Source organism: Bradyrhizobium sp. (assembly GCF_017881085.1).
In the GTDB taxonomy this organism is placed as follows: Bacteria; Pseudomonadota; Alphaproteobacteria; order Rhizobiales; family Xanthobacteraceae; genus Bradyrhizobium.
Window position 1 is genome coordinate 1 of record NZ_JADGRI010000032.1, and the last position, 26,647, is coordinate 26,647.

Annotated in this window: 25 protein-coding genes; 16 read left to right on the forward strand and 9 right to left on the reverse strand. The window is 63.6% G+C overall.

All coding sequences use genetic code 11. From position 1 onward, the window contains the following. Positions 1–546 precede the first annotated feature (546 nt). A complete protein-coding gene (locus QZ213_RS05085) occupies positions 547–759 on the reverse strand; it encodes a hypothetical protein (protein ID WP_291684967.1) in 213 nt (70 codons plus the stop codon). Between the two features lie 188 nt (positions 760–947). On the opposite strand from QZ213_RS05085, the gene QZ213_RS05090 reads away from it, so the two are divergent. Continuing rightward, the gene (locus tag QZ213_RS05090; RefSeq protein ID WP_291684968.1) at positions 948–1,673 is read left to right on the forward strand and encodes a Crp/Fnr family transcriptional regulator; all 726 of its coding nucleotides are present in this window, start codon (positions 948–950) and stop codon (positions 1,671–1,673) included. Positions 1,674–1,781: 108 nt separating this feature from the next. Here the strand turns inward: QZ213_RS05090 and QZ213_RS05095 are convergent, their stop codons facing one another. The 3 genes from QZ213_RS05095 to QZ213_RS05105 are packed head-to-tail and all read right to left on the reverse strand — an operon-like array spanning position 1,782 to position 5,170. After that, positions 1,782–2,861 carry a D-TA family PLP-dependent enzyme gene (locus QZ213_RS05095; RefSeq protein WP_291684969.1) on the reverse strand — a complete coding sequence of 360 codons (1,080 nt, stop codon included), beginning with the start codon at positions 2,859–2,861 and terminating at the stop codon, positions 1,782–1,784. A 3-nt stretch (positions 2,862–2,864) separates the two neighbouring features. Next, positions 2,865–4,673 (reverse strand): ATP-binding cassette domain-containing protein, encoded by a 1,809-nt coding sequence (locus QZ213_RS05100; RefSeq protein WP_291684970.1) that lies wholly within the window; start codon positions 4,671–4,673, stop codon positions 2,865–2,867. Between the two features lie 5 nt (positions 4,674–4,678). Continuing rightward, a complete protein-coding gene (locus tag QZ213_RS05105; protein ID WP_291684971.1) occupies positions 4,679–5,170 on the reverse strand; it encodes a YaiI/YqxD family protein in 492 nt (163 codons plus the stop codon). Positions 5,171–5,346: 176 nt separating this feature from the next. On the opposite strand from QZ213_RS05105, the gene QZ213_RS05110 reads away from it, so the two are divergent. Continuing rightward, the gene (locus QZ213_RS05110) at positions 5,347–6,147 is read left to right on the forward strand and encodes a hypothetical protein (RefSeq protein WP_291684972.1); all 801 of its coding nucleotides are present in this window, start codon (positions 5,347–5,349) and stop codon (positions 6,145–6,147) included. A 159-nt stretch (positions 6,148–6,306) separates the two neighbouring features. On the opposite strand, the gene QZ213_RS05115 is transcribed toward QZ213_RS05110, so the two are convergent. Beyond that, positions 6,307–8,682 carry a xanthine dehydrogenase family protein molybdopterin-binding subunit gene (locus QZ213_RS05115; protein ID WP_291684973.1) on the reverse strand — a complete coding sequence of 792 codons (2,376 nt, stop codon included), beginning with the start codon at positions 8,680–8,682 and terminating at the stop codon, positions 6,307–6,309. Positions 8,683–8,880: 198 nt separating this feature from the next. Between QZ213_RS05115 and QZ213_RS05120 the strand changes: the two genes are divergently transcribed. From QZ213_RS05120 to QZ213_RS05135, 4 genes are all read left to right on the forward strand, one after another. Beyond that, positions 8,881–9,987, forward strand: a complete 1,107-nt coding sequence (locus QZ213_RS05120) for a Ppx/GppA phosphatase family protein (RefSeq protein WP_291684974.1) — start codon at positions 8,881–8,883, stop codon at positions 9,985–9,987. Positions 9,988–10,047: 60 nt separating this feature from the next. After that, positions 10,048–10,764 (forward strand): RlmE family RNA methyltransferase, encoded by a 717-nt coding sequence (locus QZ213_RS05125; protein WP_291684975.1) that lies wholly within the window; start codon positions 10,048–10,050, stop codon positions 10,762–10,764. 362 nt (positions 10,765–11,126) lie between these two features. Beyond that, positions 11,127–11,426, forward strand: coding sequence for a helix-turn-helix transcriptional regulator (locus tag QZ213_RS05130; RefSeq protein WP_291684976.1), 300 nt, complete (start codon positions 11,127–11,129; stop codon positions 11,424–11,426). Positions 11,427–11,722: 296 nt separating this feature from the next. Then, on the forward strand, positions 11,723–12,403 hold the full coding sequence (locus tag QZ213_RS05135) for an HAD hydrolase-like protein (RefSeq protein WP_291684977.1): 681 nt from the start codon (positions 11,723–11,725) through the stop codon (positions 12,401–12,403). 90 nt (positions 12,404–12,493) lie between these two features. On the opposite strand, the gene QZ213_RS05140 is transcribed toward QZ213_RS05135, so the two are convergent. Continuing rightward, entirely contained in the window at positions 12,494–13,969 is a 1,476-nt protein-coding gene (locus QZ213_RS05140; RefSeq protein ID WP_291684978.1) for a DHA2 family efflux MFS transporter permease subunit, read from the reverse strand. 147 nt (positions 13,970–14,116) lie between these two features. Between QZ213_RS05140 and QZ213_RS05145 the strand changes: the two genes are divergently transcribed. The 6 genes from QZ213_RS05145 (at position 14,117) to QZ213_RS05170 (ending at position 19,816) form a co-directional block, all read left to right on the forward strand. Beyond that, positions 14,117–14,356 (forward strand): hypothetical protein, encoded by a 240-nt coding sequence (locus QZ213_RS05145; protein ID WP_291684979.1) that lies wholly within the window; start codon positions 14,117–14,119, stop codon positions 14,354–14,356. Positions 14,357–14,531: 175 nt separating this feature from the next. Continuing rightward, a complete protein-coding gene (guaB, locus tag QZ213_RS05150) occupies positions 14,532–16,028 on the forward strand; it encodes an IMP dehydrogenase (protein WP_291684980.1) in 1,497 nt (498 codons plus the stop codon). Positions 16,029–16,168: 140 nt separating this feature from the next. Then, positions 16,169–16,792 (forward strand): hypothetical protein, encoded by a 624-nt coding sequence (locus QZ213_RS05155; protein ID WP_291684981.1) that lies wholly within the window; start codon positions 16,169–16,171, stop codon positions 16,790–16,792. Between the two features lie 211 nt (positions 16,793–17,003). Continuing rightward, positions 17,004–18,026: an NADP-dependent oxidoreductase gene (locus QZ213_RS05160; RefSeq protein WP_291684982.1), complete on the forward strand. Its 1,023-nt coding sequence runs from the start codon at positions 17,004–17,006 to the stop codon at positions 18,024–18,026. Positions 18,027–18,163: 137 nt separating this feature from the next. Then, positions 18,164–18,571 carry a hypothetical protein gene (locus QZ213_RS05165; RefSeq protein WP_291684983.1) on the forward strand — a complete coding sequence of 136 codons (408 nt, stop codon included), beginning with the start codon at positions 18,164–18,166 and terminating at the stop codon, positions 18,569–18,571. 165 nt (positions 18,572–18,736) lie between these two features. Next, entirely contained in the window at positions 18,737–19,816 is a 1,080-nt protein-coding gene (locus QZ213_RS05170) for an acyltransferase (RefSeq protein ID WP_291684984.1), read from the forward strand. 242 nt (positions 19,817–20,058) lie between these two features. On the opposite strand, the gene QZ213_RS05175 is transcribed toward QZ213_RS05170, so the two are convergent. From QZ213_RS05175 to QZ213_RS05185, 3 genes are all read right to left on the reverse strand, one after another. Beyond that, the gene (locus tag QZ213_RS05175; RefSeq protein WP_291684985.1) at positions 20,059–20,298 is read right to left on the reverse strand and encodes a hypothetical protein; all 240 of its coding nucleotides are present in this window, start codon (positions 20,296–20,298) and stop codon (positions 20,059–20,061) included. A gap of 93 nt (positions 20,299–20,391) precedes the next feature. Further along, positions 20,392–21,216 carry a metallophosphoesterase gene (locus QZ213_RS05180; RefSeq protein ID WP_291684986.1) on the reverse strand — a complete coding sequence of 275 codons (825 nt, stop codon included), beginning with the start codon at positions 21,214–21,216 and terminating at the stop codon, positions 20,392–20,394. A gap of 99 nt (positions 21,217–21,315) precedes the next feature. After that, the gene (locus QZ213_RS05185) at positions 21,316–21,936 is read right to left on the reverse strand and encodes an acriflavin resistance protein (protein WP_291684991.1); all 621 of its coding nucleotides are present in this window, start codon (positions 21,934–21,936) and stop codon (positions 21,316–21,318) included. A gap of 269 nt (positions 21,937–22,205) precedes the next feature. On the opposite strand from QZ213_RS05185, the gene QZ213_RS05190 reads away from it, so the two are divergent. The 4 genes from QZ213_RS05190 to guaA form a co-directional block, all read left to right on the forward strand. Further along, a complete protein-coding gene (locus tag QZ213_RS05190; protein WP_291684987.1) occupies positions 22,206–22,628 on the forward strand; it encodes an MAPEG family protein in 423 nt (140 codons plus the stop codon). Between the two features lie 19 nt (positions 22,629–22,647). After that, positions 22,648–23,952, forward strand: a complete 1,305-nt coding sequence (locus QZ213_RS05195; protein ID WP_291684988.1) for an RsmB/NOP family class I SAM-dependent RNA methyltransferase — start codon at positions 22,648–22,650, stop codon at positions 23,950–23,952. A gap of 58 nt (positions 23,953–24,010) precedes the next feature. After that, positions 24,011–24,706 (forward strand): alpha/beta hydrolase, encoded by a 696-nt coding sequence (locus tag QZ213_RS05200; protein WP_291684989.1) that lies wholly within the window; start codon positions 24,011–24,013, stop codon positions 24,704–24,706. Positions 24,707–25,136: 430 nt separating this feature from the next. Beyond that, positions 25,137–26,647 (forward strand): glutamine-hydrolyzing GMP synthase (gene guaA / locus QZ213_RS05205; protein ID WP_291684990.1); only part of this gene is annotated, 1,511 nt, incomplete at its 3' end.

Consider the following 26,647-nt stretch of genomic DNA (forward strand, 5'->3'; position numbering starts at 1 on the left):
CCTCTGTGTTCGCGATGTCCGGTGGAGGTATTCCCAGCACCTGCATGCGGTGCGCATTCGTGGCAAGTTTGGCCAGTATTTCCGCTTCGGTTAGCCAGAACAGCTCGTCCTCACCTTCCATTTTTGAGTGCTGCCGGCAAAAAGCTTCCATGGCGCGATAACGCTGTAATGGTTTCATTCTTGACCTCCACGCTTACTACAACCAACAGGCACGCCACGATTTCGCATCACAGCGGCACACGTGCCGAACCGGCAGGTGGCAGAGGTTAATGACCCGCAATCGCCCTGAAATGTAGTCGTTTCTCTACCGATCATGGGAAACATCCCATTTGCTCTGAGACATCAGGGCCGCCAAGTTGGGGGGCTTGGGGGATCTTGGCGGCCCTGTCGCGCCGAGAGGCCGATTTTGGTTAGACGTTCAATCTCGACCTAGCGTGAGCACGAAATCATCAACGGCGTAGCTTGGCTTTTTCGTCCGCGAGGAGTGTTTTCGCGCATCCATTTTCTTGCCCCCGCGCGGCTCGTTCTAGCCTCGGAGAAATCTCGCTAGATATTGCGCAAAGCGAGGAGCGCACGCTCTTTAAGCCTTATCGGATCCTTCTCACCGCCCGCGGCGAGTTTAAGAAGCTGCTCTGCGACCGAAGCTTGCATCTCACAGCTACGCTGCTGCTTCGGGAGAGAAAGGACTACCTCGTTCAAGACGGCTTTCAGCCGGACGATCTCCTTAGGGTCGAAAATGTTGAGTGCCAATTCACTCATGACCGCCTCCCTTTTTTGTATCCGACCATTCGCCGGGAGCTTGAGTCTGTCCGCTGTCGAACATTGAGGAAAAGAAACCTCAGATTGATTTAAATCAACGTAAGATCATTGAGAATGTTCATTATGTTCAATCGCATTTGCTTGACCGAAGCATGCGGGCCAACCCCAAAACGGGTGGGTAGATTAGCATGCGCGCGCTCCTTCTCGATCCGCTAAGAAACCGGCTGCTTGCGGCATTGCCTCAGCCGGATTTCGCTTTGATTGCAAGACATCTCGCCACCACTTCGATGCCGGCGGGCCTTGTATTGAACGAAGTCGATGACAGCATTCATCAGGTGTATTTTCCAATAAAAGGAATGCTGTCGCTGCTTGCCATTCTAGGGAACGGCAAGGCTATCGAAACGGCTGCCGTCGGTCGCGAGGGCGTAGTCAACGCGATGGCCGGACTAGGGCTGCTCAGGTCCAATGTCCGAGTTGTAGTCCAGCTACCGTTGGACGTAGCTTTTATATCTGCGTCGCATTTCTCCGATGCTGTGGCTCAAAGCATTAGCATTCGAAATATGTGCATCAATTACAACGAGGTCTTGTTGACCCAAGCGAGGGTTAGCGCTGCTTGCAATGCGACGCATCACGTTGAAGAGCGGTTTTGTCGCTGGTTGCTGCAATCCTCCGACAGAGCGGAAAGCAATACTGTCGGTCTGACACACGAGCTTGTGGCGGAAATGCTTGGGGTGCGACGAACGTCGATAACCCGGGTCGCGCAAAAGATTCAAGATACGGGGGCAATCAAATACTCGCGCGGCGTCATTGAGATACTGGATCGGCCTCTCCTGCTGAAGCTCTCATGCGAGTGCTATCAGACACTCTCGGAAAGGGCTGCTGCTCTTTTTTCCCGGCCACGGGCGGTTCGGTGAAATTGCCGGAGACCGATGTCCGCTTGGGGTTATTCGCGACCGGCTCAAGCCTTCGGCAAGTCTGCCCAAGTCCGCTATGCCGCCGAAAGTGGAAGTAATTGCACAGCATCAACGCAACTTCCCCCGCGCCGCGACCGGCAGCGTGCCGATGATTTCCTCGCCGCGCACCATCACCACCTCGTCCATCATGTTGACGACGACGCAGACGTGATTGGGAACGATCCGCACGACGTCGCCGACATTCGGCCGGGTGTTGCTGCGCGCAAGATCGAGGAAGCCGTGTTCCTCGGCAAAGCGGGCGATCCTGGCTTCGGGGTGTTCGAGGATCAACCCGTGGCCGTCGAGCCCGCCGGTGTCCGACGTCAGCGTTTTCGAGCCGGCGTCGAGAATGCCGCGGTCGGGACCGGCGCGGCTCACCACCGTGGAATAGATGTTCAGCGCGCAATCGTCCCAGGTCGCGACGCCGGCGGCGACCTGCATGCGGTCGTTGTAGATGTAGGTGCCGGGCCGATGCTCGGTGGCGCCCTTGAGTTTGCCGACGTTCTTCAGGTTCGGCGTGCCGCCGGTGGACACCATCGTCGCGTCCAGCCCATGCGTGCGCACGCCGGCTAAAGCTTCATCGTAAAATTTCTGCGCCTCGGCCCAGCCGGTCTCGGTCGGATAGAGCATGAAGCCGGCGAACACCAATCCCTTCGAGGCCGCGATCTCGCGCGCCAGCGCAATGGCTTCGGCAGGCGTTTCGACACCCGCACGCTTGCGACCGGTGTCGCATTCGACCGCGACCGAGAGCGGCCGGCCGGAAATCGCCGCTGCCTGCGGCAGGCCGGCGATCACGGTCGAATTGTCGGCGGCGACGGTCATGTTGGCCCGGGCCTGCAGCGCGCCGAGCCGGGCCATCTTCTCCTCGCCGATCAGATTGTAGCTGATCAGGATGTCGTCGATCCCGGCCTCCGCCATCACCTCGGCTTCGCCGAGTTTCTGGCAGGTGATGCCGTGAGCGCCGGCCTCGATCTGCAGTTTGGCGAGCATCGGGCTCTTGTGGGTCTTGATGTGCGGCCGGTTGGCGACCCCGGCGGCATCGCAGGCCGCCTGAATCCGCGCGATGTTGCGCTCGACCCGGTCCATGTCGATGACCGCGCAAGGCGTGCCGTATTCGCGGGCGATTTTGGCGGCAAGCGGCGTGGTCATGGTTCAGGCCTGTTCGATCTCTTCGCGCAGCACTTCAAGCTCCAGCCACTTGTCCTCGGCGGCTTCGAGCTCCTTCTGCGCCGTGGAGAGCGCGGCCGAGCACTGGTCGAATTTCTTGCGATCCTTCTTGTAGAGATTGGGATCGTCAAGATGCCGCTGCTGTTTCGCAATCTCGGCCTGCAGTTTGGCGATGGTCTTGGGCAAGGTTTCCAGCGCGTGCTTTTCGTTGAAGTTGAGCCGGCGCCTGGCCGCGCCCGAGGGTGCGGCGGTCTTCGATTCCTTTTTCTCCTCGGCGGCCACCTTCACCGCCTCGCGCTTCAAGTCCGCGCCGCGCTGTTTCAGCATGTCGGTATAGCCGCCGGCATATTCGATCCAGCGGCCGTCGCCTTCCGGCGCGATCACCGAGGTCACGACGCGGTCGAGGAAGTCGCGGTCATGGCTGATCAGGATCACGGTGCCTTCGTAGTCGCCGAGCATTTCCTCGAGCACGTCGAGGGTTTCGAGATCGAGGTCGTTGGTTGGCTCGTCCAGCACCAGCAGGTTGGAGGGTTTTGCAAGCGCGCGCGCCAGCATCAGCCGGCCGCGTTCGCCGCCGGAAAGCACTTCCAGCGGCGTGCGCATCTGCTCCTGCGCGAACAGAAAGTCCTTCATGTAGCTGACGACGTGCTTCGGCTTGCCGCCGACCATGACGTTGTCGCTGCCGCCGCCAGTGAGGGCGTCCGCCAGCGTCGATTTCGGGTCGAGGCTTTCGCGGTGCTGGTCGAGCGTCGCCATCTCGATGTTGGCGCCGAACCGGATGGTGCCGCTGTCCGGCGGACTGGCGCCGGTCAGCATGTCGATCAGCGTGGTCTTGCCGGCGCCGTTGGGACCTACGATGCCGATGCGGTCGCCGCGCTGCACCCGGATCGAGAAGCCGTCGACGATCTTGCGGTCGCCGTAGGTCCGGCTGATGTTCCTGGCTTCGATGATCAGCTTGCCGGATTTGTCGGCTTCCGAAGCCGCGAGGTTGGCGTTGCCGGCCGCGCCCCGGTAGTCACGGCGCTGCTCGCGCAGCGCGAACAGATTGCCGAGCCGCTTGACGTTGCGCTTGCGGCGGCCGGAAACGCCGTAGCGCAGCCAGTGCTCCTCGTTGACGATTTTGCGGTCGAGCTTGTGCTGGTCGCGTTCTTCCTCGGCCAGCACCTCGTCGCGCCAGGCCTCGAAGGCGGAAAAGCCGCGGTCGATCTGCTTGATCTGGCCACGATCGAGCCAGGCGGTGGAGCGCGACAGATTTGAGAGGAAGCGGCGGTCGTGGCTGATCATGACCAGCGCGCTGCGGCGGCTGCCGAGTTCGCCTTCCAGCCATTCAATGGTGGTGAGATCGAGATGGTTGGTGGGCTCGTCAAGCAGCAGGATGTCGGGCGAGGGCGCCAGCACCCGCGCCAGCGCCGCGCGGCGGGCTTCGCCGCCAGAGACATGGGCGGGGTCTTCATCGCCGTGCAGTCCGAGCTGCTCGAGCACATAGCGGGCCTGATAATGGTCGTCGCCGGGGCCGAGGCCCGCTTCGACGTAGGCCAGCGTCGTCGTAAAGCCGTCGAAATCCGGCTCCTGCGGCAGATAGCGGATGGTGGCGCCGGGCTGCACGAAACGGGTGCCGCTGTCGGGCTGGACCAGCCCTGCCGCGATCTTCAGCAGCGTCGATTTGCCGGAGCCGTTGCGGCCGATCAGGCAGACGCGCTCGCCCGCAGACACCGACAATTCGACGCCCGACAACAGCGGCGTGCCGCCAAAGGTCAGTTTTATATCCTTCAACTGGATCAGCGGGGGCGCCATTCGATTCAACTCTGTTTCTGTGCGGGTTGATCCGCGCGCTGGCGCTGGATGCGGCGGATGGTCTGGTCGAGCGCGGACAGGAACGCCGAACGGTCGCGCGGCGAGTAGGATTTGGGACCGCCGGTCACTTCGCCCGAGGAACGTAGATCGGTCATGAGATTGCGAACCGCAAGGGTCATCCCGATCGATGCTTCCGTGAACGGCTTGCCGTTCGGCGCGATCACCTCGGCGCCTGTCTTCACGCAGCGGCTCGCCAGCGGGATATCGGAGGTGATGACGATATCGCCCTTGCCGGCGTGTTCCGCGATCCAGTCGTCGGCGGCATCCATGCCGGCGCCGGCGGCGATGCGCTCGATCAGGGGATCCTGCGGCACACGGATGAAGTTGCCGGCGACCACGCTGACGGGCAGACCATGGCGGGCGGCGACGCGGTAGATCTCGTCCTTGACCGGGCAGGCGTCGGCGTCGACATAGATGCGGGTGGCGTTCAAATTCATATCATCGGTTGAGATGGGGCCGGGGTACGCTGGCGGTGCGCTCCCCGAATGCGGTTGGTACCCCAACCGAGAGGGAATTGCGAGCAAAACACCGGATGGAACATGCTTGCCACGGGTGTTTGTTCGCGTACCATTAATCAGCCAAAGATGACAAAAAATCAGGGAAAACAGGGGATATGACCAGCCGGCTCGAAACCTACCGCGTCGAGGCCTACAACACCGCAAAACTCTCCGAAAACAAGATGCATGACGACACCGTCGCCAAGCGGTTCGGCTTTTCCGGCGGGCTGGTGCCGGGCGTCGACGTCATGGCCTATATGATCCACCTGCCGGTCAGGAAATGGGGCCGCGCCTTCCTGGAGCGCGGGTTGATCGAGGCGCGTTTTGTCAAGCCGGTCTATGACGGCGAGATTGCCGACGTCAAAGGCGAGGAGCGCGATGGCGTGCTCGCAATCGAGGTCGAAAGCCGCGGCCAGCTCTGCGCCACCGGCTCGGCGTCATTGCCGGCGTCGGCGCCGTCGCTCTCGCTGGCGGATTATTCGGCAATCCCCGCGGTCGCCGAGCGCAAGCCGGTCAATGAGGCCTCGTACCAACTCGGCAAATGGCTCGGCACCGTGCCGCGTATCTGGGCCGGCGCCGCCGCCACCGAATATCTGACCGACGTGCGCGAGCGCGATCCGATCTACGCGAGCGAAGGCCTCGGCCATCCCGGCTTGCTGCAGCGGGTCATGAACAAGGTGCTGGTCGACAACGCCATCCTCGGCCCCTGGATTCACGTCGGCAGCCGGATGCAGCTTCTGTCGGCCGGCAAAGCCGGCGACGAAATCACGGCGCGCGCCAAAGTGACCGGCAATTACGAAAAGAAAGGCCACCGCTTCGTCGAACTCGACGCGCTGGTGGTCGCCAACGGCACCACGCCGCTGGCGCATTGCCAGCACATCGCGATCTACCAGCCACGCGAGCAGGCGGCGGCGTAGGGTTGCTCAGCTCGTCATGGCCGGGCAAAAGCGCGAAGCGCGTCTTAGCGCTAGGTGACCCGGCCATCCATCCGCTTCGAAAGACTCTTGTGAAGGTAGATGGATACGCGGGTCAAGCCCGCGTATGACACTCAGTGTTTGCCGCAACGACAGACGCCCTCACGCCACCTTCGTCTTCGCGTCTTGAATAGCCCGCCAGACCCGTTCCGGCGTCAGCGGCATGTCGATATGGGCGATGCCATATTCGGACAGCGCATCGACCACGGCGTTGACGATGGTGGAGAGGCTGCCGGCGCAGCCGGCTTCGCCGCAGCCCTTTGTGCCCAGCGGGTTGGATTTGGCCGGCACCGGATGATCGCCGATTTCCATCATCGGGATATCCTCGGCGCGCGGCATCGCATAATCCATGAACGAGCCGGTGATCGGCTGGCCGCTGCTGTCGTAGCTGACGCATTCCATCAGCGCCTGTCCGATGCCCTGCGCGACGCCGCCATGCAACTGGCCTGCGACCAGCATCGGATTGACGATGGTGCCGAAATCATTGACGCCGGTATAGCGGACGATCCGCACCACGCCCGTATCAGGATCGATCTCGACTTCGGCGACATGGCAGCCATTGGGGAAGGTCGACGGCACCGGCTCGGTGGTGTGGTCGACGTCGAGCGACGACGGCACGCCGTCGGGCATCTTGCCCTCGCGCATCCGTTTCGCCAGCTCGATGATGTCGATCGAGCGGTCGGTGCCGGCGATGGTGAAGCGGCCGCCTGCGAATTCGATATCGCCTTCCGCGGCTTCCAGGAGATGCGCGGCGGCGCGCTTGCCCTTCTCGATCACGAGCTTCGAAGCCTCGACGATCGCCATGCCGCTGGCGGTGATCGAGCGCGAGCCGCCGGTGCCGTTGCCGGTATGCACGATGTCGCTGTCGCCCTGTTCCAGTCTTATGCTCTCGAAGGGCACGCCGAGCTGCGCGGACAGCACCTGCGCAAACGGCGTGGCGTGGCCCTGGCCATAGTCGAGCGTGCCGGTGATCAAACGCACCACACCGTCATCCTCGAATACGAGCTTGCCGAGTTCGACGCCGGGAGGGGCGGTGACCTCGAGATAGGAGCCGACCGCGATGCCGCGCAGCTTGCCCTGCTTGCGGCTTTCCTTCCTGCGTTTCGCAAAGTTGGCGTGGTCGGAGATCTCCAGCGCCTTGGTGAACACGCCCTGGAAATCGCCGCTGTCGTAGGTGACGCCGGAGGAGGCCGCGAACGGCATTTGCTGCGGCTTGATGAAATTGCGCTTGCGCAGGGTCAGCCGGTTGATGCCCATCTCGTCGGCGGCACGATCGATCAGCCGTTCCATGAAATAGTTGGCCTCGGGGCGTCCTGCGCCGCGATAGGCGCCCATCAGCGTGGTGTTGGTCAAGACGGTCTTGATGTCGATCGCCATCAGCGGCGTGCGGTAGACGCTGGCTATGTTCTTGCCGACGTTGAGCGAGAGCGGGCTCGGCGCGACGCCGGTGATATAGGCGCCGAGATTGCCGTAGCCGGAAACCTTGATCGCCAGGAACTTGCCTTCGGCATCGAGCGCCAGCTCACAGTGGATTTTTTGCGCGCGGCCGTGGCTGTCGGACAGAAAACTGGTCGAGCGCTCGTCGGTCCATTTCACCGGACGCCCCAGCGCCTTTGCCGCATGCAGGATGCAGACATATTCGGGATAGTTGATGTTCTTCATGCCGAAGGAGCCGCCGACATTGGCGGTCAAGAGGTGCACCTTTTCGTTCGGAACCTTCAGGATGTTCTTGGCGAGGTTTTGCCGGTTGCCGGCGACGCCCTGGGTCGGAACCTGGATGGTGTAGCGCTCGCTCGTCTTGTCGTAGGAGGCGAGCGCCGCGCGCGGCTCCATCGCCACCACGGCGACGCGGGTGTTGACGATATCGAGTTTTGTGACATGCGCGGCGCTTGCAAACGCAGCGTCCACCTTGGCGGCGTCGCCATAGTGATAATCCAGCGCCACATTGTCGGGGATGTGGTCGTAGAGCTGCGGCGCGCCCGGTTTTGCTGCTTCTTCGGGATCGGTGACGGCGGGCAGCGGATCGATATCGACCACGACGGCTTCGCCGGCGTCGCGCGCCTGCGCCAGCGTCTCGGCGACCACGAACGCCACGGGATCGCCGACATAGCGCACCTTGTCGGTCATCAGCGCGGTGCGGTTGGTCTGCAAGAGCGGGGTGCCGTCGCGGCTCTTCAGCGGCAGGCCGCAGGTGAAGGGGCCGTAATTGGCCGCAGCGAGATCGGTTCCGGTCCAGACCCCGAGCACGCCGGGCATCGCCCTGGCGGCGGCGGTGTCGATGCCGCGCAGCACGCCGTGGGCGTGGCTGGAACGCACGATCCAGGCATAGGCCTGCCCGGGCAGGTTGAAATCGTCGGTATATTTGCCCTTGCCGCGCACCAGCGTATCGTCTTCCTTGCGGCGGACCGGCTGCCCGACGCCGAATTTTTGCAGTGCGATAGCGTTTTCCAGAGAAGCCGAAGACGTGTGATCTTGCATTGAAATGTCCCTGAAAGGCTCGATTTTGCGCGATTTCGCTGGTTTCCCTCCTGAGATAACGTACCGATGTCGGGACGACAACGCCTGATTGGGCATAGTCCTATGTGAGGGCTGTTGCGCAACCGTTTGGCACTGCTAAAGTTTCCGTGAACGGAAATTCCTCGTCGGCCTCTTGCGGGCCGCGGAAAGACATTTTGGATGAAAGATGACACGCGGCTTCGCGACGGCCCTGGGCCGCGCGGAGAGGTCGGCCAGAGGCCGCCGCGGTGCGGCGACGAAGACGTGACGTCGCCTGGCGGCGGCCTGCCCGGCGGGGTTCCTTCGCCGGCCACGGCAACCGGCGTCTACGCGGCGCTCGATCTTGGTACCAATAATTGCCGGCTGCTGATCGCCTGTCCGGCCGGCGACGGTTTCCGCGTGGTCGATTCATTCTCGCGGATCATCCGGCTGGGGGAGGGTATCTCGGCCACCGGCTGCATCAGCGAGCCGGCGATCGATCGCGCCATCGCAGCGCTGAGCATCTGCCGCGACAAGATCCAGTCCAAGAAGGCCAAGCGGCTGCGCCTGATCGCGACCGAAGCCTGCCGCGCCGCCTCCAACGCCGACGGCTTTCGCGACCGGGTCGCGGCCGAAACCGGCATCCATCTCGAGGTGATCGATCGCGAGACCGAGGCCGCACTCGCGGTGATCGGCTGCTCGCCGCTGCTCGACCCGCGGGGGCGGGGCGCCATCCTGTTCGACATCGGCGGCGGCTCGACCGAACTGGTAAGGATCGAGCGCGATCCGGACGAGCCGGACGGCGCGCCGCGCATCAAGGCGTGGATGTCGATCCCGCTCGGCGTCGTCACGCTGGCCGAGCATTTCGGCGGCAAGGACGTCACGGCGCAATCCTATGCGCGGATGGTGGGAGAGGTCGCGCAGCACGTGGTGCCGTTCGCGGCCGAGCACGGCGCCGACTTGACGGATATGCACCTGCTCGGAACCTCCGGCACGGTGACAACGCTGGCCGGCGTCCATCTCAACCTGGCGCGCTACGATCGCCGCCGGATTGACGGGGTCTGGCTGAGCGACGCCGATATCACCGCGGTCATCGCGCGCCTGCTCGGCATGAGCTATCAGGAGCGCGCCGGCAACAATTGCATCAGCGTCGAGCGGGCCGATCTGGTGCTGGCGGGCTGCGCCATCCTCGATGCCATCCGCGACGCGTTCCCGCTGCCGCGGCTGCGCGTCGCCGATCGCGGCCTGCGAGAGGGAATGTTGGTCGAGATGATGCGCGAGGACGGCGCGATCGGCGGATGCCGATAGGCGCTCGGGTTCGCGATGTGCTAGAGCGGCGCCTGATCTTGCCAAGGTAAGCAAACCGATATGGCGAAAGACACCACCGGACGGCTGCACGTCACGGTCAAGACCGGCGGCAAGCGCAAGCTGTCCTCGAAGCTGTGGCTGGAGCGCCAGCTCAACGATCCCTATGTGGCGCAGGCCAAGCGCGAGGGATGGCGTTCGCGCGCGGCCTTCAAGCTGATCGAGATCGACGACAAGTACCATTTTCTTAAATCCGGCCAGACGGTGGTCGATCTCGGCGCCGCGCCCGGCGGCTGGAGCCAGGTCGCGGCCAAGCGCATCGGCACCGCCAATGGCAAGGGCAAGATCATCGCCATCGATCTCCTGGAAATGCCGGAGATTCCGGGCGTGACTTTCGCGCAGCTTGATTTTCTTGGCTCGGACGCGCCGGCCAGATTGATCGAGATGATCGGCGGCCGGGCCGATGTGGTGCTGTCCGACATGGCGCCCAACACCACCGGCCACCGCAAGACCGACCAGCTGCGCATCCTGGGTCTGGTGGAAGGCGCCGTCGCGTTTGCCGCCGAGGTGCTCAATCCCGGCGGCACCTTCGTTGCAAAAGTGTTTCAGAGCGGCGCGGACGCCGCGCTGATGACGGAGCTCAAGCGCGACTACGCCACCGTCAGGCACGTCAAGCCGGCCTCGAGCCGCCAGGACTCTTCCGAACGCTACGTGCTGGCGACGGGATTTCGGGGGCAGCCGGCGGCCAGGCGTGAGTCCACGGAAACGCCGTCATCCTGAGCTGACAGGCTGCAACGCTGCGGCGTGAGGGGCGCAGCCAGCGCGCGGTCGGGTTCCGCAGCATCCTGGCCGGCGCGCTGCTTGCCGCCTTGGCGGGTTGGACATTTGCGCGCTGACGGTTCCGTCGGCTGTTCGCAGTTGGCCAAGAACGCCACCCCGCCGCCTGACAGCGCTCTGAATCGGCGTTGTCCGTGAACCGAATCCCATCGGGCGACGACGAACAGGAGTGAGGGCATCTCCTTCGGCGTCACGAAACAATTGGCGGCCTCGGCGAAACCATTTTCCCGGGCTGACGAAGGGTTCCGGAAACGAAGGCCGGTTATTGCTGCTCCGTTCCGAACCATCGACCATCAAGTGCTGAAATGAAGGCAAAAGCAAAATCGGAAATTGACGAATATGTCGGCGCTCGCATCCGCGAGGGCCGGCTTGCGCTCAATTTGAGCCAGGAACAGCTTGCCCGCGCCCTGGGGGTCTCTTTTCAGCAAATCCAGAATTATGAAAAGGGCGCCAACGGCGTCAGCGCGGTGCGCCTGTTCGACATCTGCAAGATCCTGAATGTCTCTTTGGCGTCCATGTTTCCGCTGGATCGTCCGAAGGATCTGCCCCGTCCTTTTACCCAACCGCGACTGCATCAACCGACACGGCCGGGCATGACGAACTAGGGCGTGGACTCACTAGCGCGCAGCCGCAGCCTGATTGAGTAAGCTGGCCGAAGGCCAGGCTTGATCCTGTTGAAGAACCGTTCGACCCGGTTGCGGTCGCGGTGGGTGAGTTCGTAGCGCATGATTCATCCCCTCAGTCAGGAGCTTTAATCACGGCTCAGCTGTCGGGCTCAACTTCGCCTGCCCACGAAAGCAGACGTATTGTGCTCACTTTGAGTTCTGTCGTTCATGACCCCAAGCGGACTCCGGACCGACCGAACATTTACGCGCCGGCCCGTGGCCGTTATATTCAGGCCATGATCCCGGCTTGCTCCGTTCTTCTAGACCTCGACGGCACGTTGATTGATTCGCAGCCTGGCATTTTAGCAAGCTGCCTTGCGGCACTGCGCGCCCTTGGGCATGAACCGGATGAAACCCTAGATATAAGAGGTGCCATCGGGCCCCCGCTCGAAGATATGATGCAAATCTTGCTACAGTCATACGGAGACGACAGAGTCGGTGAAGCAGTCGCTGCCTATCGTCAACATTACGGTGAAAGTGGGCTTCTCGGAAGCGTGCCTTATCCGGGAATTGGCAAATCCCTTGAAGAGATGAAGCGGACCGGATTGCGAATCTACCTCGCGACATCAAAAAGGGCGATTTTCGCAAGCCGCATTCTGGACCATCTGAAGTTCGCCACATACTTCGATGGCATCTGTGGCTCAGTGCCGAGCGGCGAGCTGGATCACAAGCCTGAACTGCTCGCCCATATTCTGTCTAAGCATAGTCTTTCGCCGTCCCACAGTCTGATGGTCGGGGACCGCCGATATGATATTTCGGGCGCTCATGCGGTTGGAATGCGCGGTCTCGGCGTGCTTTGGGGTTATGGTACCCGAGACGAACTGGAGACTGCTGGCGCAGATCAACTGGTGGAATCGACTGCTGATCTCGCTCGGACGGTTCTTTCGATGGTCAGTGGGAAGCAATCTGTGCGCTAGGCCGCTTGGAGGCTGGCGGAAAAACGGACCTCAGGCGTGCCTGACCCAAGCCCCCGATCTATGAGTACACGGCCTGGTCTGCCGGTGTCGTCACCCCAACCGCTGGTCCCGGGCGTCTTCGGTGCCTTCGCTGGCGGCCTTGGCGGCGGCTTTCGCCACGCCCTTGCGGCTGGAAATCTCCACCGCCTTGCGGCCGGAGATTTCATGGCCGGCATCGTCGGGCATCTGCCAGAAGAAATAGGCCGATAGGGCGGAGATGAAGGCGACGACGAGGAACGCCGGCGCGAAAACGGTCGCGTCCAGTTCCTGCACATGGCGCAGCAGCATGGTGGATTCCACGCAGAATGCGCCGATGGCGACGCCGGCCGAAACCGCCAGCTGCTGATTGACACTCACCAGCGTGGTGGCGCGGCTCATCTGCGGCGGTTCGACTTCGGCATAGGCGACGGTGTTGATCGCGGTGAACTGCAGCGAGCGGAAGAAGCCGCCCACCACCAGAATGATCATGATCAGGAGCAGCGGCGTCGTCGCCGTGAACAGCGCACAGGCGGCGAGGAAGACCGAACTGACGACGGCGTTGATGGTCATCATGTTGCGAAAGCCGAAGGTCCGGATGATGCGCGCGGCCAGCGTCTTCATGCCCATGGCGCCGACCGCGGAGGCAAATGTCACGAGGCCGGACTGGAACGGGGACAGGCCGAACCCGACCTGCATCAACAGCGGCAGCAAGAACGGCAGCGCGCCGATGCCGAGGCGGAACATGAAGCCGCCGATGATGCTCGCGCGCATCGTCGGCAACCGCAGCAGCGCGAAATCAAGCACCGGCGACGCGGTTCGCCGCGCATGAATCACGTAGAGCGTCATCGAGATCGCCCCGATCGCGACCAGGGCTGCGACGACGGTCCACGGCAGCAGGTTGAGGCCGGCGACGGACAGCCCGAAGGCAATTCCGGCCAGTCCAATGCCGGCCAGCACCAGACCGTAGAGGTCGAAGCGTTCGGGGTCGTCGCTGCGGATCGGATCGATGTAGCGCATCGCCATGAAGATGCCGAGCAGGCCGATCGGAATGTTGATCAGGAAGATCCAGTGCCAGGAGAAATAGGTGGTGATGAATCCGCCGAGCGGCGGTCCGATCACCGGCCCGACCAGCGCCGGCACCGTGACCCAGGCCATCGCATTGACCAGCGCGCTCTTGTCGATGGTGCGCAACAGCACCAGGCGCCCAACCGGCGTCATCATCGCCCCGCCCATGCCCTGGAGGATCCGCGCGATGACGAAATCGGTGACGGAAGATGACAGCGCGCAGCCGATCGAACCCACCATGAAAACCCCGATCGCGAGGCTGAACACCATCCGCGCGCCGAAGCGGTCGGCGGTCCAGCCGCTCGCCGGGATGAACACCGCGAGCGACAGCAGATAGGAGGTGATGGCGAGCTTCAACGTCAGCGGGCTGGTGCCGATGTCGGCGGCGATCGCCGGCAGCGAGGTCGCAATCACGGTCGAATCCATGTTCTCCATGAACAGGGCGGTGGCCACGATGAGCGGGATCAGTCGTTCTTTGTTCATGAAATTTCGAAGGAGAAATGGAAGCGGCGGGAGCAGGGGGCTGTACCACCCTGGCGCCACGCAGGCTATTGCGGAACCCCGGAAACCACCTAAATCCTGCGTGAAAACAATCCTCCCGTGATCCGGCCCGGTTGGGAGATTCCGACGATGATCTACCTGCTCGCGGTATTCGTGCCGCCGCTCGGGCCGCTCTTCAACGGGCAGCCTTTCTCGGCGATCTTCAACGTGGTCCTGACCGTGTTTTGCTTGATTTTGGGGCTGGATTTTAACCTGGTGTTGCTGGCGGTTACAGTGCACGCGCTGATCGCGGTGCATATGAAGCGGGAACAGCGGATGTATTGGGAGGTGGTGGAGGCGATCCGCCGGCATGGCGTGCCGCCGGGTTAGCCGCGCTGACGCCGATTTGAGGCTCTAGCCCCTTTGATTCGTCATGGGGCCATGCTATCGACCGCCGCCAACCCTACCGATGGGCGATTCGACGGCGATGCCAAAGGCGTCGCGGGAGGATCCTTTCATCCCTCGGGTTCTAGCGCGGCGATTGGGCTGCTGAACGGAGTTGGCAATGGCGGTTGTAAGGGGACTTCAGGGGATTCGCGAAGCCTACACGTTCGACGACGTGCTTCTGAAGCCCGGGCTCTCGGACATCCTGCCCTCGGAAGCCGATATCCGCTCCCACGTCACCCGCGCCATCCCGCTCAATATCCCGATTATCGCCTCTGCGATGGATACCGTCACCGAAGCCCGGATGGCGATCGCCATGGCGCAGGCCGGCGGCGTCGGCGTCATCCATCGCAACTTTGACGTCGAGGGCCAGGCCGCGCAGGTGCGGCAGGTCAAGAAGTTCGAATCGGGAATGGTGGTCAATCCCTTGACCATCGGTCCCGATGCGATGCTGTCGGACGCGCTGGCGCTGATGAACGATCACGGCTTTTCCGGCATTCCGGTGGTGACCGGCGCCGGCAAAGGCATACCCGGCAAGCTGGTCGGCATTCTCACCAACCGCGACGTGCGCTTTGCCACCGATCCGAAGCAAAAGATCTCGGAGCTGATGACGCACGAAAATCTCGTGACGGTGCGCGAGGGCGTGAGCCAGGACGAAGCCAAGCGGATGCTGCACAAGCACCGCATCGAGAAACTGCTCGTGGTCGACGAGCAGTACCGCTGCGTCGGCCTGATCACGGTCAAGGACATGGAGAAAGCGGTCGCGCATCCGCTGGCCTGCAAGGATGCGCAGGGCCGCCTGCGTGTCGCGGCCGCAACCACCGTCGGAGAGGGTGGGTTCGAACGCACCGAGCATCTGATCGACGCCGGTGTCGATCTCATTGTTGTGGATACCGCACACGGCCACTCCTCGCGGGTGCTGGAGGCTGTCAACCGCATCAAGCGGCTTTCCAATGCCGTGCAGGTGATTGCCGGCAACATCGCCACGCAAGAGGGCGCGCAGGCGCTGATCGATGCCGGCGCGGACGCCATCAAGGTCGGCATCGGCCCGGGTTCGATCTGCACCACCCGCATCGTCGCCGGCGTCGGGGTGCCGCAACTGACCGCGATCATGGATGCGGTGGAAGCCGCGAAAAAGGCCAATGTGCCTGTGATCGCGGACGGCGGCATCAAATATTCCGGCGATCTTGCGAAAGCGCTCGCCGCCGGCGCCGACATAGCCATGGTCGGCTCGCTGCTCGCCGGCACCGACGAGACGCCGGGCGAAGTGTTCCTGTGGCAGGGCCGTTCCTACAAGGCCTATCGCGGCATGGGCTCGGTGGGGGCGATGGCGCGCGGCTCCGCCGACCGCTATTTCCAGCAGGACATCAAGGATACGTTGAAGCTGGTGCCGGAGGGCATCGAGGGCCAGGTGCCCTACAAGGGCCCGGTCGGCAATGTCATGCATCAGCTCGCCGGCGGCTTGCGCGCGGCGATGGGATATGTCGGCGCGCGAAACCTCGCCGAGTTCCATGAGAAGGCGCAATTCGTTCGCATCACCGGCGCGGGCCTGCGCGAAAGCCATGTCCACGACGTCACCATTACCCGGGAAAGCCCGAATTACCCGGGCGGGGTGTAGTTTTCGGCCCAAATTGCTCCCACACCGGTGGGAAAACGCGGTACTGTCTTTGGGATCGCTGCGCTGCCGCAATAGTCCCCCGCGGCTATTTGCGATTCCCGGAATCCTGGCAATAACGTTCAAGAGAGAAGTTGGTTTTTATGGTCGATTGGTCGGACGACAGGATTGCCTCGCTTTCAGATCAGGATCTGAAGAACCTGCTTGTCAACGCGGAGCGGAAGTCCGCCACCGCGATCATCGCGCAATGCAAGGCCGAGATGGAAAAGCGCGACGCCGCCAAGCCGCGCAAGGCCTCAAAACCGCGCACCGAATTGAAGGAATTCGAACACGACATCTCCGGACAGCTTGCCGTCGTCGGCAGGGAGATGGCGGAGAAGTACGATCTGTCGGAAGAAACCGCCAAGGCAAGATCGGCCGGCGTGAAGGGATTTCGATCGCACAAGCTTCTGGACGCCAAAGGTTACGCAAAACTCGGCGGCCATCAGCGCGACGGCACGGTCGCGGTCGATCGCTACATCTCCTACCGGCGCGGCAACGACATCGTGTCGCTCGGTGTCTGGCTGCCCAAGGACGCGCCGATCGAGGATCATGAATTCCACGTCGCAGCCCCCGCCGGCATGATCGAGGGCGGCAAGCCGTTTACCGAAGCCCGCCCGGGGATTTCGGATAAGGACGCGCAGGAGACGCGGCAGATGCGCGTCTTCAAGGACCTGCCGAGCGCGGCCGCCGCATTCGACGCGGCGCTGGCCAAGATCACCGCCTGAACCCAAACTGTCATTGTGAGGAGCAAAGCGGCGCAGCGATCCAGACCCCGTCATTCCGAGGCGATGCGGAGCATCGAACCCGGAATCTCGAGATTCCCGATGCGCAATTGCGCATCTGAGGTCTGGTGATAGCGCACCATTCCGGAATGACCGCGTCTCGGTCGCTTCGCTCGCCGCAATGACGAAATCCAGGAAACCGGAGGAAACAACCATGTCCCAGGCAAAACGCGTCGTTCTCGTCTCTCGTCCCGTCGGCGAGCCCAAGGCCGCTGACTTCCGCATCGAGGAATATGCGCTGCCGACGCCGGGCGAGGGGCAGGTGCTGCTGCGCACCATCTGGCTGTCGCTCGATCCCTATATGCGCGGGCGCATGAGCGACGGTCCGTCCTATGCGGCGCCGGTGCCGATCGGCGGGGTGATGGAAGGCGGCACCGTCAGCGAGGTGATCGCCTCGAACAATCCCGGCTTCGCCAAGGGCGATATCGTGCTGTCGCGCGCCGGCTGGCAGACCCATGCGCTCTCCGACGGCAAGGGCCTCGCAAAAATCGATCCGAAACTCGCGCCGATATCGACCGCGGTCGGCGTGCTCGGGATGCCCGGCATGACCGCCTATACGGGGCTGCTCGACATCGGCAAGCCGCAAGCCGGCGAGACCGTGGTGGTCGCCGCGGCGTCGGGTGCGGTCGGCTCGGCGGTCGGACAGATCGCAAAAATCAAGGGCGCGCGCGCCGTAGGCATCGCTGGCGGCAAGGACAAATGCGATTACGTCAAGAAGGAACTCGGCTTCGACGAGTGTCTCGATCACCGCGATCCCAACCTCGCGGCGAAGCTCAGGGAAGCCTGCCCGAAAGGCATCGACGTCTATTTTGAAAACGTCGGCGGCGCGGTGTTCGAGGCGGTGTTCCCGTTGCTCAACGCGTTCGCGCGCATTCCCGTCTGCGGCCTGATCGCGCATTACAACGACACCGAGGCGGTAGCGCCGAAATGGGCGTCGGCGATGATGCGCAATGTGCTGACAAAGCGCCTGACCATTCGCGGCTTCATCGTCAGCGATTTCGCCGCGCGGCATGGCGACTTCCTGCGCGACATGTCGGGCTGGGTGCGCGAGGGCAAGGTCAAGCATCGCGAATTCATCACCGAAGGTCTCGACAGCGCGCCCGCCGCGTTCATGGGGCTCTTGAAGGGCGCCAATTTCGGCAAGCAGCTGGTGCGGGTCGGGCCGGACAAGGCGTGAGCCGCGCGGGAACCCGGCATCGCTAGAATGCGATACATCGCGTTGCAGGCGAGGTAACCAGCCTGGTTTACGCGGCCTCAAGACTTGCCGGCTAGCAAGGAGCGCAGGGTTCGCGCTCTTTTCGCAGGCCGGTAACAATGCGTACAATTGCAGCTATCGTGCTCGTCGCCGCAGCCGGTCTCTCGACGGCGTCCGCGCAGCAAGCGAAACAGGATACCGCGCCACAGGTACCATTCTCGATGGACCACGGACGCGCCGCCGACGCCGCGGCTGCGGCGGCCGCCGCGAACGCCAAGGCGGCGGCCACCGCCCCCGGAGTTCAGTCCAGCCCGGGCCAACCCGCCAGCTTCAGCATCAATGGCGATAACGTCATTCGCGCCGCCTCGCCGCTCACGCCGGAGCAGCAAAAGGCCGAAGAAGAAGGGCGCGCCGCCTGGCAGGCGCGTTGCCGTCCGGCCGTGGTGGAAGACCGCGACGGCATGCGGCGGACGAGCTATGCCGAGCCCGATTGCGACCTCTCCCGCTTCAATACGGCCGGGCAATAGCCGAACTGGTCGCGGTCTTGAGGTTGACCGTTCCGAATTTCGCGGGGATTGCGATGTTCGGATCGACGTTCGGCTGGGATCAGGATCCCTAACCATACCCATAAACCATGGGTTGTGCAGAGCGATCTCGCACGGTATTCAGGTCCCTCCAAAACAGAGGACCGTATGAGCGCTGCGCAACGATATGCCACACTCGATGGTCTTCGTGGTGTCGCGGCTGGCTTGGTCGTTTGTTACCACACACACCTTTTCCGCGGAGCCGCCGCCATTACGCCTCACGGCTATCTGGCCGTGGACTTCTTTTTCATGCTGAGCGGCTTTGTTATCGCCAGCGCCTACCAGGAAAAGCTCGAAGCCGGATTCACGGTCACTGATTTCGTCACGCAGCGCGTCATCCGCTTATACCCGGTTGCTCTCGCCGGCATCCTGCTCGGTGCGCTAAGACTGGTTTCCCTTTACGTGATCAGTCCGGCCGACTCGGAGCCCGCGCAATGGATCGCGTTGGCCCTCTTGCTCAACGTTGTTATCCTGCCTGTCGTGAGCCAGACACACTTTCGCGGAGAACTGTTTCCCACCAACGGTCCCATGTGGTCGCTGTTTGGCGAATTATTGGTCAACCTTGGATGGTCAATTTTCGTTGTGCTCAAATCGTCGATCATCGTCATCGTGTTTCTAACGATCGCTTCCGGCATCGTTCTGTACTCCACGATGCATGAAACGCCTGTTGATGACCTCGGATGGGAATCGAAATTCCTGCTGGGAGCGACATCCAGAGTGCTGTTCTCGTTCCTCCTGGGCACGCTGATTTACAGATTCCGCGGGGTGCTGCCGAATTTATCCAAAGGCTCCGGCATCCTGCTGCCGGCGCTTTCAATGACGGCCTTGCTGCTTGTGCTTGCAATGCCCTGGTTTGGAGGCGGGTGGGATGCCCTGGCAATTTTTCTGTTTCTTCCCGCTATCCTGACGCTCGGTGTAGTCTGCGGAAGAGAGCCCGAAACGCCAGTCCGCTCGTTCATGGGAGAGATTTCGTATCCGCTTTATGCGGTCCACTTTCCCTTGTTTCTTCTGCTTTCCGGATTTCGGGACTCGATCTTTCCGTCCCTGAGTGTACCGGCTGTCATATCGATAGGCGTTCCATCCGTGCTTCTGGTCGCGACAGCGCTGAACCATTTTGACAAACGGCTACGGACCCGCTTATCCCGCAAATCGACGTTAGCCATCTTAACGGGTAGCCGATGCGGCTGATCCGCCCGCGCTTGCGATCAAACGCCTGTCTGCCGGCGCTCGGATTTTGCGTGCCGGCCTTTGCGTTTTCGTGAGGCGGCTTTCAGCGCCGCGTGCTCGCGAGACCGTCGCAAGGCCCAGCGCCCGGTCGGTTCTGCCTGCAGCAGAACCGGAACCTGAAACCTTGTGCGCAGCGTCTTCTTCAGGCGTGAAACAGCGTCAGCTCGGTCATCCCTGGGGAGGACGCTTCGCCCGGAAGCGCCTCAGTAGCAGGGCGGGGTGGGATAGAGGATGGGCGAGTCGAAGCAGCGCGGGATCCTGGTGGCGACCGGACCGTAGTTGTTGTCGATGAAGACGACCGGCGCCGGAGCGGGCGGTGCGGTGGCGACCACGACGGGGTGACGGACAGCCTTCTTGGCGAACGCATCGGTTGAAACCGTCGCGGCAGACGCGACGCCGGCGATAACGGATGCAACAAGCAGCAGGGTGGCTTGGCGCGACATGGCAGGTCCCTTTCCACGCTGATCAGTCCAGCCTGATCAGCTTCCGTAGCCGCGACGCTATCACAGTGCAGGCTCGGACCCTAGCTCGAAGCCTTAACCGAGCAGTGAATCCAGATCGATATCGGTCTGGCCCGGCGCCCTGACGTGAAGCACCTCGAAGCTGTCAGGCCGGAAGCGGTATTCCACCAGCCCGACCTGCTTGATCCCGATCACCTCCTGGCGTTGATCGGAAATGACGAAACCGGCCGAAGGCGCCCAGATTTGCCTGACCCGGGAATGGGTAAAATCGCGGCGCTGGTGCACATGGCCGCTGGCGACCAGCCGCAGGTCGACCGATCCCAGCACCTCCACCAGGCGGCTGCGCGCCGGCATCGGCACGTAGCGGAACGCGGTGGCGGCAAGCTCGGGATCGCCGGGCGCGTTCAGGAACAGCGGCTTGTGCAGGAACAGGGCGACCGGCTTGCCGCTGGCGGCGGCCAGTTGCGCCGTCAGCCACTCGAACTGTTCGGCTTCGCTGGCAAGCCCCGTGTTCATGACCAGCGAATTGAGGCCGATGAAGCACCAGCCGGCCGCCTCGAAGCGCCAGCGGTCCTCGCCGAAGGCCGCGATGAAGGCCTGCCGGCCCAGTTCGGTGGCAAGCTGCGGCGGCGTCGGGCCGATCGCGGTCGGATTGTCGCCGATGTCGTGATTGCCCGGCACATAGCGGCAGGCCACCGGCAGCGCCGCGTGCAGCGATCGCGCGAATTCGAGATCGTCGGGGCTGGTCGGGGCGTCGAAGGCAAGGTCGCCGCTGTTGACGACGAGATCGGGCCGCCGGACGTCGATATATTCGCTCAGGCGATGGAAATTGCCGGTCAGAGCAGGCAGGCGGCGGGCCAAATGGGTATCGGAAATCTGGGTCAGGCGAAATTCGGGCATGCGGCATTCCCTCCGCCCGGATCATAGTGCGGCCCGACGTCGGAACGATGAAATCTCGAAGGCGGCGAGTTCCGCCCGGCCGGGGCGCCGGCGGAACCCTCAGAGCACGCGATAGCGGATCGCGAACGCGTCGTGCTGCTGGCTGCGGGTTTCCTCGCCTGTCGTCGGCGACGCCACGCGATCGGCCAGATGCCACGGCCCGAACTGCTCGGACGGCGAGGGGTCTGCCGGCAGCCGCAGCCTGAACTCGCAACTGGCCCGGCCCGGCAGGTTGAGGATCACGATGCGATCCGTGGTCCGGTAGTCCAGCGGCACCGAACCCCTGATCACGCCGAGACCGTCGCCATCTGACGCCAGCGCGCCTTGCACCTGGCCCAGCGTCTGGTTTCGGTCGGTATGCAGTTCGACCTGCGTATCGGTGACGGCGGACACCGCCGCCTTCGGCAGCCGGATCTCGAATTCGACCGCGGGTTTCGTGGGGTTGATGCCGAGATAGGCCAGCGCCGCATGGCGCATGTCGTAGGCCACGAAGGCGACGAGGGAAAGCACCGCGGCGGCGGCAAGCCCGTGCCGGACGACGTCGCGAACACTGCGGTACCGGCTGCGGAAATAGACGGTCAGGACGATGGCCACCGCGAGCGCGGCGGCTACTCCTGCCAGCCCCGACATCAGCATGCCGATCACGCCGTCCGACGAGTCGTCGGCGAACAGGCCGGTCATGTCGGCGACCATCTTCAGGAAGGAGGTGACGGAGTCGCCGGGGAGGGCCGCCGCGTGCGCCGCACCTCTGAGGATCGGGGAGGTAATGTTCATCGCGAGTTGCTCGCCTGGGAGGCGCCAATCAGGGGTCGGGACTGAAATCACTGGAACTATCGTGGGTTGGTCACGGCGGCGCCGATTGTGGTTCAACGGCGGACCAGCGGATTTATTGCGGCGAGCGGGCGCGGTCGCTATAGCGGGGGCTGGCGCATCCGCCGGGGAGAATTCCGATGTCGGTTCAAATGGTTTTGCTGCCGGTTTTCGTCCTGGTGGGGTTGACCTTCGCGCTGCTGCTGGGGATGGCCACGGCGCGGAGCCGGGCGTTCAAGGCGGGGGAAACCAGCTACCAGGACGTCGCGCGGGGCGAGGCGAAGTGGCCCACGAGGGCGGCCCAGATCGGCGATTGCTTCAGCAACCAGTTCGAAGTCCCGGTGCTGTTCTACGTCCTGATCGCATTGGCGCTGCCGCTGCGGCACGCCGACCTGTTCATCGTGCTGATGTCCTGGGTGTTCGTGGTCATCCGCTTCATCCATGCCGGGATTTTCGTGACATCGAACAACGTCCGGCAACGCGGGCTGGTGTGGTTCGCGGGCGTGCTGGTGCTGCTGGCGATGTGGATCTACTTCGCGCTGAAGATCCTGTTGCTCATCTGACCCCTTTCGAAAGCTTCAAATGACCCCTGCCGCGCGGCTGTCCGCCGCCATCGAACTGATCGACACCATCGACAAGGAGCGCATTCCCGCGGCCAAGGCGCTGAAGGAATGGGGCACCGCGCATCGCTATGCCGGATCTGGCGACCGCGCCGCGATCTCCGGCCTGATCTGGGACGTGCTGCGCCGGCGCGCCTCCAGCGCCTGGCTGATGGACGCCGATACCCCGCGGGCGCGCGTGCTCGGCATGTTGAAGCTCGAGCGCGGCATGGACGCCGACGCCATCGCCGCGTTGTGCGACGGCGCACGCTTTGCGCCGGAGCCGCTGACCGATGCCGAGCGCGCCGCGCTTACCACCCGCTCGCTGAAGGATGCGCCCGCGCCCGTCGCCGGCGATTACCCGGAATGGCTCGACGGGTACCTTGCGCAGGTGTTCGGCGACGCGCGCGTTGCGGAGGCGGTCGCGATGGCGAGCCGGGCGCCGCTCGACCTGCGCGTCAACACGCTGAAGGCCAAGCGCGAAAAACTCCTGCATTCGCTGGCGCATCTCGGCGTCACGCCGACGCCGTGGTCGCCGGTGGGCCTGCGCATCGACCTTTCCGCCGACGCCCGCAATCCCGGCATCCATGCCGAGGAGGATTTTATCAAGGGCGCGGTGGAAGTGCAGGACGAGGGCTCGCAGCTCGCGGCGTTGCTGTCGGCGGCAAAACCCGGCGAGCAGGTGATCGATCTCTGCGCCGGCGCCGGCGGCAAGACGCTGGCGCTGGCGGCGATGATGCAGGGCAAGGGCCGGCTGATCGCCACCGACCACGACAAGCGGCAGCTCGCGCCGATCCATGAACGGCTGTCGCGCGCCGGGGTCCATAACGCCGACGTGCGCACGCCGAAGGGCGAGACCGATACGCTCGCCGATATCCATGCCTCCGCCGACCTCGTGCTGATCGACGCGCCCTGCACGGGCACCGGCACTTGGCGGCGCAATCCCGACGCCAAATGGCGGATGCGCCCGGGCGCGCTCGAGGTGCGACTGAAGGACCAGGTCGAGGTGCTCGATCGCGCCGCCGCGCTGGTCAAGCCGGGCGGCCGGATCGCCTACATCACGTGCTCGGTGTTGCCGCCGGAAAACGGCGAGCAGATCCGCGCCTTCGTGGCGCGCCATCCGGATTTTGCCGTGGTGCCGCCGGCGCAGACCGTCACGGTGTTGTGGGACAGAGCGGAAGAATTCGCCGCGGCCACGCTGCAATCGCCGGAAGGCCTGTTGATGACGCCGCGCCGCACGGGAACGGACGGGTTTTTTGTCTCGATCCTGAAACGGAATGCGTCATAATCCCAAAGATCGATCGCGATATAAAAAACCGAGCGCTGAATAAACCGGGGGGAGCGGCATGAAGCGGCAGCATTGGATCGGCCTGTTGTGCGTCGCGGCGATGCTTGTTGGCGGTCCGGCCTTGGCCGATGAGACCGTCAGCATCGGCGGCTCGAACGCGGTATTGATCAAGCCTGCGGCGCCGCGCGCGAGCGTGATCCTGATGCCGGGCGGCAGCGGCGCGATATCAGCGGGCGACCACGGCGACATCCACGGGCTCCTGGGCAATCAGCTGGTCCGTACCCGGCAGGCCTATGCGGCGCGCGGCGTGGCGGTGCTGGTGGTCGATGCGGGAACATCGCTCGCCGCGGCGGTGCAATACATGGCCGCGATCAAGCGGCCGGTGACGGTGATCGCCACCAGCCGCGGCACCATCCGCGCCGCGGAGGGCATCGCGGGCGGCGCCCGGCCGGACGCGCTGGTGCTGACATCGGCGTTTCTCAGCCCCGAATCCGGCAGCAGCCAGAACGTGATGTCGATCCTGGGCTCGCCGGCATCCTTGCCGCGCACGCTGGTGATCGAACACAGCCAGGACAGCTGCAAGTTCACCTTGCCGGCCGGCGTCGACCCGTTCGTCAAATGGTCCGCCGGCCGCGCGCGAGCGGCCTGGGTCAGCGGCGGCGCCAATGAAGGCGACGCCTGCGAGGCCCGCGCCCACCACGGTTTCAATGGCAACGACGGTCAGGTCGTCGGGCTCGCGGCGGGTTTTCGTTGAGTAACCTGTCATTGCCTGCGACAAACGCAAAGCGTTTGCGCAAGGGAGCGTAGGCGTAGGGTGGGCAAAGGCGCTTTTGCGCCGTGCCCACCATCTCTCCGGTTCACAGCCTGAATGGTGGGCACGCTTCGCTTTGCCCACCCTACAATTCTAGAATGTGACTCCGTCATTCCGGGATGGTCCGAAGGACCAGACCCGGAATCTCGAGATTCCGGGTTCGATGCTTCGCATCGCCCCGGAATGACGGGTTTCACGCCGATTCCGACCGGGTGGAACTGGGATCAGGGGACCGTCATGCCCGGGCTTGTCCCGGGCATCCACGTCCTTCTCGGCTTTTCGGCCTAAAAAAGGGCGTGGATGGCCGGGACAAGCCCGGCTATGACGGTGCTGAAGGGTTGCGAGGCCACCCCCCGTCGCGTATCTGCTTGCCATGACAGCAGCACAGCCAGCAGCAGAGTCGATGCCTTCGGTGGCCTCGGCGCACGACAAGATTCTGATTGTCGATTTCGGCAGCCAGGTCACGCAACTGATCGCGCGCCGGGTGCGCGAGGAGGGCGTCTATTCCGAGATCGTCCCGTTCCAGAAGGCGGAGGCGGCGTTCCGGGAAATGAAGCCGAAGGCGGTGATCCTCTCCGGCGGCCCGGAATCGGTGCACGAAGAAGGCTCGCCGCGCGCGCCGCAACTGATCTTCGATTCCGGCGTTCCCGTGCTCGGCATCTGCTACGGCCAGATGACCATGGCGGCGCAGCTCGGCGGCACCGTCGAGGGCGGCCACCACCGCGAATTCGGCCGCGCCGATGTCGAGGTCAGGGCCGCAAGCCGGCTGTTCGATACCACCTGGGCGGTGGGCGAGTGCCATCCGGTCTGGATGAGCCATGGCGACCGCATCACGCAGATGCCGCCCGGTTTCGTCGTGGCCGGCGTTTCGCCGAATGCGCCGTTCGCGGTGATCCAGGACGAGAAGCGCAAATATTACGGCCTGATGTTCCACCCCGAGGTGGTGCACACGCCCGACGGCGCAAAGCTGATCCGCAATTTCGTCCGCAAGGTCGCCGGCCTCACCGGCGACTGGACCATGCGCGCCTTCCGCGAGGAAGCGATCGAGAAGATCAGGAAGCAGGTCGGCAAGGGCAAGGTGATCTGCGGCCTGTCCGGCGGCGTCGATTCAGCCGTGGCCGCGGTGCTGATCCACGAGGCGATCGGCGACCAGCTCACCTGCGTGTTCGTCGACCACGGCATGCTCAGGCTCAACGAGGCCGAGACCGTGGTCGATTTGTTCCGGCATCACTACAACATCCCCCTGGTTCACGTCGACGCCTCGAAGCTTTTCCTCGGCGAACTCGCCGGGGTCACCGACCCCGAACAAAAGCGCAAGACCATCGGCCGTCTCTTCATCGACGTGTTCGACGCCGAGGCCAAGAAGATCGGCGGCGCGGATTTCCTGGCGCAGGGCACGCTCTACCCCGACGTGATCGAGAGCGTCTCCTTCACCGGCGGCCCCTCGGTCACGATCAAGTCGCACCACAATGTCGGCGGGCTTCCGGCGCGCATGAACATGAAGCTGGTCGAACCCTTGCGCGAACTGTTCAAGGACGAGGTGAGGGTGCTCGGCCGCGAACTCGGCCTGCCCGAAATCTTCGTCGGCCGTCACCCGTTCCCGGGACCCGGCCTCGCGATCCGCTGCCCCGGCGACATCACGAAGGAAAAACTCGATATTCTGCGCCAGGCCGATGCCGTCTACATCGACCAGATCCGCAAAGCCGGCCTCTACGACACGATCTGGCAGGCTTTTGCGGTGCTGCTGCCCGTCAAAACCGTCGGCGTGATGGGCGACGGCCGCACCTACGACTACGTCGTGGGCCTGCGCGCCGTCACCTCCACCGACGGCATGACCGCCGACTTCTATCCCTTCGACATGAAGTTTTTGGGCGAGACCGCGAC